This window comes from Ancylobacter sp. (assembly GCF_965279025.1).
GTDB lineage: Bacteria > Pseudomonadota > Alphaproteobacteria > Rhizobiales > Xanthobacteraceae > Ancylobacter.
In genome coordinates this window covers 1,273,940-1,287,018 of record NZ_OZ257132.1, presented here as the reverse complement: position 1 = coordinate 1,287,018, position 13,079 = coordinate 1,273,940, and the positions used below count along the sequence as shown (strand labels likewise).

Annotated in this window: 11 protein-coding genes; 8 read left to right on the top strand and 3 right to left on the bottom strand. The window is 66.2% G+C overall.

Going from position 1 to position 13,079, the window contains the following annotated elements:
- Nucleotides 1-3: 3 nt before the first annotated feature.
- On the bottom strand, nt 4-1,146 hold the full coding sequence (locus ACQY76_RS05985; protein ID WP_428031983.1) for a hypothetical protein: 1,143 nt from the start codon (nt 1,144-1,146) through the stop codon (nt 4-6).
- A gap of 175 nt (nt 1,147-1,321) precedes the next feature.
- Here ACQY76_RS05985 and ACQY76_RS05980 point away from each other — a divergent pair, with 175 nt between their 5' ends.
- The 5 genes from ACQY76_RS05980 (at nt 1,322) to ACQY76_RS05960 (ending at nt 6,885) form a co-directional block, all read left to right on the top strand.
- On the top strand, nt 1,322-2,338 hold the full coding sequence (locus tag ACQY76_RS05980; RefSeq protein ID WP_428031982.1) for a serine hydrolase domain-containing protein: 1,017 nt from the start codon (nt 1,322-1,324) through the stop codon (nt 2,336-2,338).
- A gap of 178 nt (nt 2,339-2,516) precedes the next feature.
- A complete protein-coding gene (locus ACQY76_RS05975; RefSeq protein WP_428031981.1) occupies nt 2,517-3,689 on the top strand; it encodes an extracellular solute-binding protein in 1,173 nt (390 codons plus the stop codon).
- Nucleotides 3,690-3,909: 220 nt separating this feature from the next.
- The gene (locus tag ACQY76_RS05970) at nt 3,910-4,989 is read left to right on the top strand and encodes an ABC transporter ATP-binding protein (RefSeq protein ID WP_428031980.1); all 1,080 of its coding nucleotides are present in this window, start codon (nt 3,910-3,912) and stop codon (nt 4,987-4,989) included.
- A gap of 1 nt (nt 4,990) precedes the next feature.
- Complete coding sequence (locus ACQY76_RS05965) at nt 4,991-6,001, top strand: ABC transporter permease (RefSeq protein WP_428031979.1); 1,011 nt, start codon at nt 4,991-4,993, stop codon at nt 5,999-6,001.
- A complete protein-coding gene (locus ACQY76_RS05960) occupies nt 5,998-6,885 on the top strand; it encodes an ABC transporter permease (protein ID WP_428031978.1) in 888 nt (295 codons plus the stop codon). Before ACQY76_RS05965 ends, ACQY76_RS05960 begins: the two co-directional genes overlap by 4 nt.
- Before the next feature lie 87 nt (nt 6,886-6,972).
- Here the strand turns inward: ACQY76_RS05960 and ACQY76_RS05955 are convergent, their stop codons facing one another.
- Together ACQY76_RS05955 and ACQY76_RS05950 are read right to left on the bottom strand one after the other, a co-directional pair.
- Nucleotides 6,973-7,809 (bottom strand): alpha/beta fold hydrolase, encoded by an 837-nt coding sequence (locus tag ACQY76_RS05955; protein ID WP_428031977.1) that lies wholly within the window; start codon nt 7,807-7,809, stop codon nt 6,973-6,975.
- Nucleotides 7,810-8,137: 328 nt separating this feature from the next.
- Nucleotides 8,138-9,385, bottom strand: a complete 1,248-nt coding sequence (locus tag ACQY76_RS05950) for a cupin domain-containing protein (RefSeq protein WP_428031976.1) — start codon at nt 9,383-9,385, stop codon at nt 8,138-8,140.
- A gap of 329 nt (nt 9,386-9,714) precedes the next feature.
- On the opposite strand from ACQY76_RS05950, the gene larA reads away from it, so the two are divergent.
- From larA to ACQY76_RS05935, 3 genes are read left to right on the top strand one after another with little or no spacing between them, the layout of a single operon-like run.
- Nucleotides 9,715-11,040: a nickel-dependent lactate racemase gene (larA, locus tag ACQY76_RS05945; RefSeq protein ID WP_428031975.1), complete on the top strand. Its 1,326-nt coding sequence runs from the start codon at nt 9,715-9,717 to the stop codon at nt 11,038-11,040.
- Complete coding sequence (locus tag ACQY76_RS05940; RefSeq protein WP_428031974.1) at nt 11,037-12,254, top strand: LarC family nickel insertion protein; 1,218 nt, start codon at nt 11,037-11,039, stop codon at nt 12,252-12,254. The genes larA and ACQY76_RS05940 overlap by 4 nt, the downstream gene beginning before the upstream one ends.
- On the top strand, nt 12,247-13,077 hold the full coding sequence (locus tag ACQY76_RS05935) for an adenine nucleotide alpha hydrolase (protein ID WP_428031973.1): 831 nt from the start codon (nt 12,247-12,249) through the stop codon (nt 13,075-13,077). The genes ACQY76_RS05940 and ACQY76_RS05935 overlap by 8 nt, the downstream gene beginning before the upstream one ends.
- The last annotated feature ends 2 nt before the right edge of the window (nt 13,078-13,079 follow it).

Here is a 13,079-nt window from a genome sequence, read left to right as displayed (position 1 = left end):
GGCTCAGTCGTGATTTCCCGTCAATCGCATGGCCCGTCTTAGTTCGCCCACCTCTCGCTCCAACGCCTTTCTTCCGGCGACTTCGGCCTGAAATTTATCCCACCATTCGGGATCAGCTTCGGCAGGGACGAAAATTGGAAGCGGGTGAGGGCCAAGTTCCGTCAAATTTTTTTCCAGTTCCCTAATGTATATTCTCGCTATATCCAGCGCCAGCCGCTGCGCGCCTTCTTGAATATCATTAAAAGATGCCTGATCTAGATAAAATCGGCAAATCTTACGTAGTTTTAATGTATTTTTACGCTTGTGATAGAAGTTATCTTTTATCTGAAGTTCCTCATGTTCATATTCTTCCGTTCTTTCATTATCCCATTGTCGCCGAGAGTCACTTCTAGCAAATCGATTTATCGTGCCAGCCAGTGATGAATCTTTTTTTCCGGTGATAATTTCAAAAAGTATACTGCACATATTGGAGAATGATGATCCAGGCGTGGTCAATAACGGGGGTCCATCCCAGAAATCGGCCATCTTATACGCATATTCTACAATGCTAGCTCTAAGGCTTCTTATGTTATTTCGCAATTGGGAATGTTTGCGCAAAAACGCCGAACGGTGTATGCGGAAGAAATCTGGAATGCGCTCGATCGCATCCTTTGTATTGCAATGAGAGAATAGCCAATAATTAGGATGATCGGCATTAACAATAGATTCTTGAATAAGTATATCAGATAAATCTATATCAATATTTTTTTCGATGTAATCTATATCTCTGATTAGGGAAGAAGACTTATTGATTATAGAATCTATCTTTTTTATTAATAAACCGTTCAGTTTGTCTTCCCTCTCGCGTCCTTCTGTTAAGTTTGAGTCATTAAAGCAGTCGCTTACGCACATGGCGTGATTAAATATTCGTTCGTCCTCGGGGACATTAAAAAATTCTAGGAAGTGTGGATATAATCTGCGAAGCCTAGAGAAAAATTTCTTCTGTCGCATTATTTCTTGTATATAAACGTCTTCCGATAGCTCTCCGGAAATTAGCCGGCTCATCCAACGAGAATCTAGATAATCTCCCGATTCTGGTAAAATAGAATCGGCAAAAACTGCATCGCTTGGTTCGACGCGTCGCGCTTGTCGCATAAAGACAATCATATCGGCGGTCGACGCATCTCCAGACCTGATCCTCTGAACTATGCGCATATCGTGCTCGGCCGAAAAGTGAGGGAATATTGTATCCCTTCAGGAGCATCAAATAGAAGCTCGCCTTCAAATTTTCCTCCCCCCTTCGTGACCACCCTTCCGCTCCGCCCGCCCTATCTTCTCCGGCATGCACCGTCGTTCCCTGCTTGCCGCTCCGCTGCTTCTGATCGCCCCGCGCCTCGCGCGCGCTCAGGCTGAGCCGCCGCCCCAATCCGCCACGCCCGCGCTGAGCGCGGTGCTCGACCGCGCCGGCGGGCTGGAGCCGTTGCGCACCGTGCTGGTCAGCCGGGACGGCGAAACGCTGGCCGCGCGGGGCTATTCCGGCGGACGGGTGGACCGGCCGACCAACATCAAATCGGCCTCGAAAAGCATTCTCGCCATGCTGGCCGGCATCGCCATCGACAAGGGCGTGCTGGAGGGGGCGGCGCAGAAGATCGCGCCGCTGCTGAAGGCGGATTTGCCCGCCGACCCCGACCCGCGCCTTTATGCGATCACGCTCGGCAACCTTCTCTCCATGCAGGCGGGGCTGGAGCGCACCTCCGGCGCCTATTACGGCGCGTGGATCGCGAGCCCCAACTGGGTGCGCGCCGCGCTGGCGCGGCCTTTTGTCGATGAGCCCGGCGGGCAGATGCTCTATTCCACCGGCTCCTCGCACCTTGTCTCGGCGATGCTGACGCGGGCGAGCGGGCGCTCGACGCTGGCGCTGGCGCGGGACTGGCTCGGCCCCATCGAGGGTTTCGCCATCGCCAGCTGGGAGCGCGACCGGCAGGGGGTGTATTTCGGCGGCAACCAGATGGCGATGCGCCCGACCTCCCTGCTCGCCTTCGCCGAGTGCTGTCGCAACGGCGGCCGCAACCGTGCGGGGCAGCCGGTGATCCCGGAAGCGTGGATCGCCCAGTGCTGGCAGGCGCGCACCGCCTCGCGCTTCACCGGCGACGCCTATGGCTATGGCTGGTTCACCCGCGAGATCGACGGCGCGACGGCGCATTATGGCTGGGGCTATGGCGGGCAGATGCTCTATGTGGTGCCCTCGCGGGGCGTCTCGCTGGTCATGACCTCCACCGTCGACGCGCCCTCCGGCCGCACCGGCCACCGCGACGACGTGCACGTGCTGGCGGGGCAGATTCTCGCCGCCCTCGCCTAGGCGCCCGATTCAAAGGCAGGCCGGCGCGCGGGCGTGATGAAAAGCGCGCCAGTGGCGGTTGTGTGTCGCGTCGTTACAACGACGCTGTCGGGACCGTGCAACGCGGCAGCCGGCGCGCGGCGCTGGCATGCTTCGTGCTCCACCTCCCCCGATCCATCGCCATCCCGAGGGGAAAGTCGTGACGAAGAAGATCGAGCCCAATAATTCGTCCATCGAAACGCTGCTCGCCGCCCGCAGCTTCACCCGCCGCGTGCTGTTCAAGGGCGCGCTCGCCGCCGGTGCCATGACCGCCGCCGGCCCCTATCTGGTGCGCGACGCGTTCTCCTCCTCCGGCGAGCTGAACCTGCTCAACTGGGCGGACGAGCTGCCCGAGCCGGTGATCCCCGAATTCACCAAGAAGACCGGCATCAAGGTCAACTCCACCCCGTTTTCGCAGAACGAGGAGCAGATCAACAAGCTGCAGGCCACCGAGGGCGACGGCTTCGACCTGTGCGCCCCCACCCGCGACCGCGCGCCCCAGTTCAGGGAACTGGACGTGCTCGCCCCCTACGACACCTCCAAGCTGAAGCTCGACCAGGTGCTGCCGGCCATGATGGAAGGCTCCACCAGCGTGTGGACCTGGGATGGCGGCCTGTACCATGTGCCGCATTGCTGGGGCTCGGAGGCGATTTCCTGGCGCACCGACCTCGCCAAGCTGGAATACCCGACGCTCAGCTACGGCACGCTGTGGTCGCCCGAGTTCAAGGGCAAGATGCAGGGCCGCCCTCACTCGCTGCTGCTCGGCATCGGCCTGTGGTGGGACAAGACCGGCAAGCTGCCCTCCAACCGCATGCTCGACGCCTTCAAGGACGAGGCGACGATGAAGAAGATCTACGACCCGATCCTCGCCTTCGCCATCGCCAACAAGGCGCAGGTCAAGCAGTTCTGGGATTCGGCCGACAACACCAAGTCCGGCTTCATGGAAAATGGCTGCGTCATCGGCCAGACCTGGGACGGCCCGCCGCTGTCGCTGAAGAAGGACGGCAAGCCGATCGCCTATATGGCGCCGCAGGAAGGCGCGGTGACCTGGATCGACGGCTGGTCGATGACCAAGGCGGCGAAGAACACCGCGCAGGCCTATGAGTTCATCAACTTCATCCACACGCCGGAAATCTCGGCCATGGTCGCCAATGGCTCGGGCTACAACCCGGTGGTGAAGGGCGCGGACGCCTTCCTCTCCGAGGTCGCCAAGAAGAACTTCGCCGAGGCCTATCCGGGCAACGCGCTCGACAACCTGTGGAGCCGTCCGCCGGAGCCGTCGTGGTACGCCGAGCTGCGCACCCAGTACGCCGAGAAGTTCAAGGCGGCGTGACGCCTCCCGCGAGGACCGTCATGGCCGGGCCTGGCCCGGCCATCCACGCCTTTCTGAGGCCGCTGGACCGGGCGGGCAGTCGTGGATGGCCGGCCCAAGGCCCGGCATGACGGCGTTCTTTCCGACCGGGCTGCCCGCGTCCGCCCGCCCGTCCCCCACTCCCGGACCGCCGCCGTCGCGGCGTCCGGGAGGACGGCAACCCAACTGAACGGAAATCCGCATGGCCGCTGCCGTCGAGCTTGAGGGCGTCAATGTCACCTTCGGCGATTTCGTCGCGGTGAAGGACGCGAACCTCACCATCGAGCCGGGCGAGTTCTTCTCCTTTCTCGGCCCGTCCGGCTGCGGCAAGACCACGTTGCTGCGCACCATTTCCGGCTTCATCGAGCCCACGCGCGGGCAGGTGCGCATCGGCGGCGCCGACATGAAGGGCATCGGCCCCAACAAGCGGCCGACCGCGCTGATCTTCCAGAACCTCGCGCTGTTCCCGATGATGACGGTGGCCGAGAATATCGGCTACGGCCTGCGGGTGCGCGGCGTGCCCCGGCACGAGCGCGACGAGAAGGTGAAGAACCTGCTGATCCAGGTCGCGCTGTCCGAGCACGGCCACAAGCGCGTCTCCGAGCTTTCCGGCGGCCAGAAGCAGCGCGTGGCGATTGCCCGCGCCCTTGCCGTGGAGCCTTCCGTGCTGCTGCTCGACGAGCCGCTCTCGGCGCTCGATCTCAAGCTGCGCCAGCACATGCGCTCGGAGCTGCGGGCGATCCAGAAGCGGGTGGGCATCACCTTCATCTACATCACCCACGACCAGGGCGAGGCGCTGACCATGTCGGACCGCATCGCCGTGATGAATGCCGGCGTGATCGAGCAGGTGGGCGATGGGCGCGCCGTCTATGCCGAGCCGCGCACGCCCTTCGTCGCGTCCTTCGTCGGCGAGAACAACCAGATTCGCGGCCGCATCACCGCCCGCGAGGGGGCGCTGGCGACGCTCGACACCCCGCTCGGCCCGCTCACCGGCCGCAACCCGGTGGCGCTCGATGTGGGGCAGGAGGCACTGCTGTTCGTGCGGCCGGAGGCGATGCAGCTGCGCGCCAATGGCGGCAGCGCCGGCTTCGAGGGCGAGACGCTGGATGTCGCCTATGAGGGCAGCGTCACGCATGTGACGCTGCGGGTGAAGACCGGGCAGAAGATGATGGCGAGCCTCGGGGCCAGCGCCATCTCCGCCCTGCCGACCACCGGCGAGCATCTGCGCATCGGCTTCAAGCCGGAGGACGCGCTGCTTCTGGCGCGGGCGGAAAGGCACTGAGATGAGCGGCAGCCTCGCCTTCGTCTTCGGCCTGCCGCTGGCGGTGATCGCGTTCTTCTTCGGCCTCGCCGCCTATGAGCGGCGCACCGGGCTGGCGACGGGGTCCAGCTTCTTCCAGCGCAACGGCCTCGCCATCGGGCTCTATCTCGTGGTGGCGGTGGGCTTCTGGGCCTTCTTCATCATCCTGCTGCCGCAGCTCGCCATGGTGGACATGTCGTTCCGCCCGAAGCTGCCACCGGCGCAGATGGGCGGACCGAAAGACCTCTACACGCTGGAGAATTACCGCTACTTCCTGTTCGGCTCGACCACCTCGACCGAGGAATGGAACTGGCTGCACATCAAGGCCTTCTTCCTCACCATCGGGGTGAGCATCGTCATCACGCTGCTCAATTTCGTCATCTGCTACCCGCTGGCCTTCCACATGGCGCAATCGGCCACGGCGGCGCGGCTGCGGGTGCTGCTGCTCCTGCTGATCCTGCCCTATTGGGTGAACGAGATCCTGCGCGCCTTCGCCTTCCGGGTGCTGCTGTCGTCGGGCGGCATCATCAACCAGATGCTGATGGGCAGCGGGCTCACCGCCGAGCCGATCGACTTCCTCGGCGCCGATGTCGGGCTCTATATGGGCCTGTCCTACGCGTACCTGCTGATGATGATCTTCCCGCTCTACAACGCCATTGAGAGCCTCGACAAGAACCAGGTCGAGGCGGCGCGGGACCTTGGCGCGCCGTGGTGGCACATCCATGCCTTCATCGTGCTGCCGCATGCCAAGCCGGGCATCGCCTCGGGCTGCACGCTGGTGTTCATGCTCACCGCGGGCGCGCTGGCGGCGCCGCTGGTGCTGGGCGGGCCGCGCACGCTGTGGTTCACGCCCATCGTCTATGATCGCTTCTACCAGGCCTTCAACTGGCCGCAGGGGGCGGCTTATGCCTTCATCCTGCTGGTGAGCTGCATCATCTTCGTGCTGGTGGTGCTCAGGGCGTTCAAGCTCAGCCTTGGAGAAATCACGCGATGAATCCGGGTCCGTTCCAGCGCGTGATGTTCGCGGTCTATGCGGTGGTGTTCTTCCTCTATCTGCTGGGCCCGCTGGCGGTGATGGCGGTTTCCGCCTTCAACACCCCGCAATACCCGCAGGTCTGGCCGATCGAGGGGGTGACGCTGGACTGGTTCGCGGCGCTGTTCGCCGACCAGGACATGATGACCGGCTTGAAGATGAGCCTGTGGATCGGGCTGCTGGTGGTGTGCATCTCGGTGCCGATCGGGCTGGCCGGCGCCATCATCATGACGCAGATCCAGCCCCGGGTGCGCTCGCTCTATTACCTCGTCGTGGTGTCGCCGGTGCTCACCCCAGGCATCATCATCGGCATTTCCACCGTGGTGTTCTGGCGCCAGTTCACCGGGCAGACCGGCACGCGCTTTCTCTATGACGGCGTGGTGCTGACCGTGCTGGGGCAGGCGAGCTTCATCTCCGCCTATTGCATGCTGATCATCCTCGCCCGGCTGCAGCGCTTCGACCGCTCGCAGGAAGAGGCGGCGCTCGATCTCGGCGCCAGCTACCCGCAGGTGTTCCGCCACATCCTCCTGCCGTTCCTCAAGCCGGCGCTGGCCTCGGCGGCGGTGCTGGCCTTCCTCTCCTCTTTCGAGAACTACAACACCACCACCTTCTCCATCCTCTCGGACAAGACGCTGACCACGGTGCTGGCGGGGCGGGTGCGGCAGGGATCGACCCCGGCGATCTCGGCGCTGGCCGTGGTGATCGTCGCGGTGACCATCATCGGCGCCATCGCCTTCGAAATCTACAAGCGCCGCGCCGATGCCGCGAGCGCCCGGCGCCAGCGCGCGGCGCTGGAGGCCGAGGAAGCCGAGCTTGCCGGCACGCCGGCGGCGGCCATGAGCTGAGGCAGAAGGCCCCGCGCGCGGCGAGAGGCCAAAACGAAACGGCCGCCCCGCAAGGGACGGCCGCAGTCTTGCCGACGAAGAGCTCGATCAGCCCTTGATGAAGGCGAGAATGTCCGGGTTGACGACGTCGGCATGGGTGGTGAGCATGCCGTGCGGGAAGCCGGGATAGACCTTCAGCGTGGCGTCCGGCAGCAGCTCCGCCTGCAGAGCGCTGGCATTCTTGTGGGGCACGATCTGGTCGTCATCGCCCTGCAGGACCAGGGTGGGGACGGTCATCGCCTTGAGGTCTTCGGTCTGGTCGGTCTCGGAGAAGGCCTTGATGCCCTCATAATGCGCCTTGGCGCTGCCGATCATGCCTTGGCGCCACCAATTGTCGATCACGCCCTGCGAGACCTTGGCGCCGTCGCGGTTGAAGCCGTAGAACGGGCCGGCGGCGACATCGACATAGAACTGGGCGCGGTTGGCGGCGAGCGCCGAACGGAAGCCGTCGAACACTTCGATCGGCAGGCCGCCGGGATAGGCTTCGGTCTTCAGCATGATCGGCGGCACGGCGGCGACCAGCACGGCCTTGGCGACGCGGCCCTGCGGCAGGCCGAACTTGGCGACATAGCGCGCCACCTGGCCACCGCCGGTGGAGTGGCCGATATGCACCGCGTTCTTCAGGTCGAGATGCTCCACCACGGCCGAGACGTCGGCGGCGTAATGGTCCATGTCATGGCCCTCGCTCACCTGCGCCGAGCGGCCATGGCCGCGACGGTCGCTGGCGACGACGCGGAAGCCCTTGCCGAGGAAATACAGCATCTGCGCGTCCCAGTCGTCGGACGAGAGCGGCCAGCCATGGTGGAAGACGATCGGCTGGGCGTCCTTCGGACCCCAATCCTTGAAGAAGATCTCGACGCCGTCCTTGGTGGTGACGTAACCCATGATACCGGTCCTTTGCTGAAGTGCGCGATGAGGTGAAGGAAGGTGACGCTTGTCGAAGGCGCGGGCACGCTTCGACGATGAGGCCGTTATGCGGCGTGCGTGACACACCGGGCGAAGGCGGCGCGGGGAGCGCTGCGCGGATCGGGCCGGAACGGGAGGGAGCGTGTTTCCCGCCGCCTGCACCAGCCGTGACCCGAAGATATTTGAAGGGCGCGAAGGCGTAATCCAGACGAGGGTGTCAGTCCCCATTACCTCCGCATGGCCGCTACATACGGAAGTATAGCTGCATTCCCGCCGGCAGGCATTTGGCGGGAAGGTGCCCGCCGGTTCAGCCCGGCTGGATGCCGACCTGGCCGCGCGGGAAGCGGGCGATGACGGCGGGATCGATGTTGAGATGCTGGGCCACCAGTTCCGGCGGCGCGTGGGTCAGCCAGTCGGAAAGGTCGACCTCCTGATATTCCGGCGCCCGGAACACGGCGAGCACCTGCACGTCCTCGTCGCCGATATTCTCGATGTAGTGGCCCTGGCTCTTGGGCACCACGCCGAGATCGCCGGGCTGGAAGTCGATGGTCTGGGCGCGGGGGCCGTTATTGAACACGGTCATGCGGCCGCGACCCTTGATCCAGTACTGCCACTCATCGGCATTGGGGTGCCAGTGCATGCGGCGCAGGCCGCCGGGCTTGATGGTCTCGATGGCGGCGGCGATGGTCTTCGAGGCCTTGAAGGTGCGGCTGTCGGCCAGCTGCACATTGCCGGCCTCGTTCTGCTTCACCGGGGTGGTGTCGGTGAGCGAGAAGGTGAACGGGTCGGCCGGCGACTGGCCGGTGGCGACGGCGGCCTGGTCCACAGCCAGCGGCGGCGGCTCCTTGCCCTGGAAGATCCACAGATCCTGCAGCGGGATGTTCTTGAAGGTGTCGGCCGGCACGCCGAAATTCTGCGCCAGGATCTTCGGCGGGGTGTGGGCGAACCAGTCGGTGAGCAGCAGCGTGTTGTATTCGGACTGGTAGGCGTCGTCGAAGACGATGAGGAATTCGCAGCCCTCCGGGCCGAGGCCCTGCAGCGAGTGCGGGTAGCCGGCGGGGAAGAACCACAGATCGCCGGCGCCGACATCGCGCACATAGGGGTTGCCGTCCTTGTCGAGCACGGTGATGCGGCAGCGGCCATTGGTCATCAGCGCCCATTCGCCGGCGAGGTGCCAGTGCATCTCGCGGACGCCGCCGGCGGCGAGGCGCATATTGACGCCGGAAACTTCCTTTGCGGCGGGAAACTCGGTGGCGGTGATCTGCCGCGCCCAGCCGCCGGCCTGGATGCGCTTGGGCATGATGTTGAAGGAGGACCACATCATCGGCATGTTGCCGACATCGGTGGCGGGCGGGCTCTGGAAGGCCGGAATCTGCGACGCCAGCGCCGGGCTCTGCGGGCCGGGATCGGACAGCGCGCCGAGGCTCGCATTGATCGCGCCTTCCGCCGGCTGGTCCGGGTTGCCGAATGTCGCGGCCTGGGCCGCGCCGCTGGCGACGGCGGCACCGCCGAGAGCGCTGAGCGCGAGCATTGTGCGTCGGGACAGGTTTTCCATTTCCGCTCTCCTCATGGGCTGGGCAGGCCCGCCTCCCTGTGCGGTGGCATCCTGCGGTGGGGGCAATGTGCGGGGGCGGCGGCGGCAATTCTTCCACGCCCGCATTGCCGGGATCGCAGGGCGGGCGCTTGCGCAATTTCCAGCCGAAGGGAGGCTGGCGGCACCCCTTGGTATGATCGGCGCGGGCTGCGGCACCTACCGCCGCACCGGGGCGTGACCTATGCCGGCGCGGCGGTGGTTTATGCGCCGGCGGCAAGCGTCTATCATGGGGAAAACGCACCCGGGCGCGCCACCCCCGGCGCTTCGGCCTCGAGCCTTAGGGAACCACCATGCACGCGGGACCGACCCAGCACGAGAACGCCCTCGAACTCGCCTTTGGTCGCGGTGCGCTTGCGTTCACCCTGCCGCCGGGGGCGAAGCCGACCGTGCTGCGCAAGGCGGCGCTGCCCAAGCTGCCGGACAATCTTGCCGCCATCCGCCACGCCTTCGACCACCCGGTCGGCGCGCCGCCGCTGCGCGAGCTGGCGAAGGGGCGCGCCAGCGCCTGCATCCTCATCTGCGACATCACCCGCCCGGTGCCGAACGGGCTGTTCCTGCGGCCGATGATCGAGACGCTGCTGGAGGCCGGCATTCCCCGGGAGGCCATCATTGTGCTGGTGGCGACCGGGCTGCACCGGCCGAACGAGGGCGAGGAACTGGCCGAACTGGTGGGCGACCCCTGGGTGCTCGAGAATGTGCGGGTGGAGAACCATTTCGCCCGCGACGAGGCCGCCCATGTCGATCTCGGGCCGACGCCGACGCGCGGCACGCCGGTGCATATCGACCGGCGCTTCATCGACGCGGAACTGCGCATCGCCACCGGCCTGGTCGAGCCGCATTTCATGGCCGGATGGTCCGGCGGGCGCAAGGTGGTGGCGCCGGGCGTCGCCGGGCACCAGACCATCCGCACCTTCCATTCCGCCCGATTCATGGAAGACCCTTTGGCGGTGCAGTGCAACCTCGTCGGCAACCCGCTGCACGAGGAGCAGCTGGAAATCGTCCGCAAGGTGGGCGAGATCCACGCGCTGAACACGGTGCTGGACGAGGAACGCGACCTCGTTTTCGTTTCCTTCGGCGAGGTCATCGCCAGCCATCTCGCCGCCGTGGCGTTCGTGGAGGGCGCCACGGTCATCGAGGCGCCGCGCCGCTACCACACGGTGGTGACATCTTCAGCCGGCTATCCACTCGACAAGACCTACTACCAGACGGTGAAGGGCATGGTGACGCCGCTCGACATATTGGAGCCCGGCGGCACGCTGATCATCGCGTCGGAATGTTCGGAGGGCTTCGGCAGCGAGGAATTCCGCGCCGCGCAGGAGCGGCTGGTGGAACTCGGCCCGGAGCGCTTCCTCGCCACGCTGACCGCCAAGACGCTGGCCGATGTCGACGAGTGGCAGACCGAGATGCAGCTGAAGCCCATGCGGGTGGGGCGCATCCAGCTGCACACCACGGGGTTGACGGACGAGGAACGGCGCATCACGGCGGTGGAGATCGTGCCCGACCTCAGCGCGGCGATCGCCGCGAGCCTGGCGCGTTCGGGCGACAACGCGCTCGCCATCATTCCCGAGGGACCCTATGTGATCCCGGTGTGCCGGGAACGGCAGGCTGCGGCGTGAGGCGCATCCACCTCGATGCAGTAGGCGGCATTGCCGGCGACATGTTCGTGGCCGCGCTGCTCGATGCCTTTCCCGAACTGGCCGGGCGGGTGCTGGCGGACGCGGCCGCCGTGCTGCCGCCCGGCGCCGGCGCACCCTTTTTGCGCCAGGGGCTGAGCGGCGCGGTGGCGGCGCAGCGCTTCGGGCTGGAAGGCGCCCGTGCTCATTCACACGCCCACGCTCATGCACACGCGCAAAGCGGCGAGCACGGTGATGAGCCGGCTCACGAGCATGCCCATGATGACACGGCCGGCACGTATCGCGACATGCTGGCCCGCATCGCCCGGGCGCCGCTGAGCGCGGGGACGGGCCGGCACGCCGCCGCCATCCTCGGCCTTCTGGCGGAGGCGGAAGCGGCGATCCACCGCGTTCCGGTCGAGGAGGTGCATTTCCACGAGATCGCCGACTGGGATTCGCTGCTCGACGTGGTCGCCGCCGGCAGCCTCGCGGCGGCTCTCGACGGCGCGGTGTGGACCGTCTCGCCCTTGCCGCTGGGCGGCGGGCTGGTGAAGACCCAGCACGGGCTGCTGCCCGTGCCGGCGCCGGCTACCGCCGCCCTGCTCGCCGGCTTCGACTGGCGCGACGACGGCGTGACGGGCGAGCGGGTGACCCCCACCGGCGCGGCGATCCTGAAGCATCTGGCGCGCCCCGGCCGGCCGGCCGGCGGGCGGCTCGTCGCCTCCGGCACCGGCGCCGGCACCCGCGCCTTGCCGGGAATGCCGAATGTGCTGCGGGCGCTGGTGTTCGAGGAGGCGGGGCAGGCGGGGGACACGGTCACGGTGATCACCTTCGACCTTGACGACATGACCGGCGAGGAGATCGGCACCGCGAGCGAATGCCTGCGCGCGCAGGCCGGCGTGCTCGATGTCAGCCTCGGTCAACGCCTCGGCAAGAAGGGGCGGCCGGTTGCATCGATCCGCCTGCTGGCGCGGCCGGAGCAGGCCGAGGCGGTGGCGCAGGCCTGCTTCGCCCAGACCTCGACCATCGGGCTGCGCCTGCGCGAGGAGCGCCGGCTGACGCTTTCGCGCCAGGCCGACGACAAGGACGGCGTGCCGGTGAAGCGGGTGGCGCGGCCCGGCGGCGACACGGTGAAGGCCGAGAGCGATGCGCTGGTCGGCGAAACGCTCGCCGAGCGGCGGGCGCTGAAGCAGCGGGCGGAGCGCGGCGATGACTGAGGCCGCGCCGCATGTGGGGGCGCCCCCCGCCGAAAGGCTGGCGCGGGTGCTCGATCGCTTCGCCGGCCTGGCGGTGGCGGTGAGCGGCGGGGTGGATTCGCTGACCCTCGCCAGCTTCGCCCACCGCCACGGCGTGACGCTGACGGTGATCCATGCCGTTTCCCCCGCCGTGCCGGCGGAGGCAACGTTGCGCGTGCGCCGGCTGGCGGCGGCGCAGGGCTGGGCGCTGACCGTGACCGGCACCGGCGAGTTCGACGACCCGCGCTACCGCGACAACCCGGTGGACCGCTGCTATTTCTGCAAGACCAATCTCTATGACCGCATCGCCGGGCTGACGGCGCAGCCCATCGCCTCGGGCGCCAATCTCGACGATCTCGGCGACTACCGGCCGGGGCTGATCGCCGCCGCCGAGCGGCGGGTGGTGCATCCCTTCATCGAGGCCGGAATGACGAAGAGCGATGTGCGGACGCTGGCGCGCGCGCTCGGGCTCGACGCTGTCGCCGAGCTGCCGGCGCAGCCCTGCCTCGCCAGCCGGGTGGAAACCGGCATTGCCATCGATGCCGGCGACCTCGCCTTTGTCGAGATGGCCGAGCGGCGGCTCGCCGACCTCACCGGCGGGGGCACGCTGCGCTGCCGGATCACCCATCAGGGCGTGGTGGTGGAGCTCGACGGTGAGGCGATGGGCCAGGCGGGGGCGGTGGAGGCGCTGATGGCGGGGCTGTGCGCCGAGGCCGGGCGGGCCTATGCCGGCAACCGCCCCTATCGCCGCGGCGCCATGTTCGTCGGCGCCAAGCTGGTGAGTACCAAGGTCGTGGGGGCCTGAGC

What these genes read in the sequence shown, in the direction of transcription:
- ACQY76_RS05985 (WP_428031983.1), bottom strand. Translation starts at nt 1,146, where the DNA reads ATGATTGTCTTTATGCGACAAGCGCGACGCGTCGAACCAAGCGATGCA.
- ACQY76_RS05980 (WP_428031982.1), top strand. Translation starts at nt 1,322, where the DNA reads ATGCACCGTCGTTCCCTGCTTGCCGCTCCGCTGCTTCTGATCGCCCCG.
- ACQY76_RS05970 (WP_428031980.1), top strand. Translation starts at nt 3,910, where the DNA reads ATGGCCGCTGCCGTCGAGCTTGAGGGCGTCAATGTCACCTTCGGCGAT.
- ACQY76_RS05965 (WP_428031979.1), top strand. Translation starts at nt 4,991, where the DNA reads ATGAGCGGCAGCCTCGCCTTCGTCTTCGGCCTGCCGCTGGCGGTGATC.
- ACQY76_RS05960 (WP_428031978.1), top strand. Translation starts at nt 5,998, where the DNA reads ATGAATCCGGGTCCGTTCCAGCGCGTGATGTTCGCGGTCTATGCGGTG.
- ACQY76_RS05955 (WP_428031977.1), bottom strand. Translation starts at nt 7,809, where the DNA reads ATGGGTTACGTCACCACCAAGGACGGCGTCGAGATCTTCTTCAAGGAT.
- ACQY76_RS05950 (WP_428031976.1), bottom strand. Translation starts at nt 9,385, where the DNA reads ATGGAAAACCTGTCCCGACGCACAATGCTCGCGCTCAGCGCTCTCGGC.
- larA (WP_428031975.1), top strand. Translation starts at nt 9,715, where the DNA reads ATGCACGCGGGACCGACCCAGCACGAGAACGCCCTCGAACTCGCCTTT.
- ACQY76_RS05935 (WP_428031973.1), top strand. Translation starts at nt 12,247, where the DNA reads ATGACTGAGGCCGCGCCGCATGTGGGGGCGCCCCCCGCCGAAAGGCTG.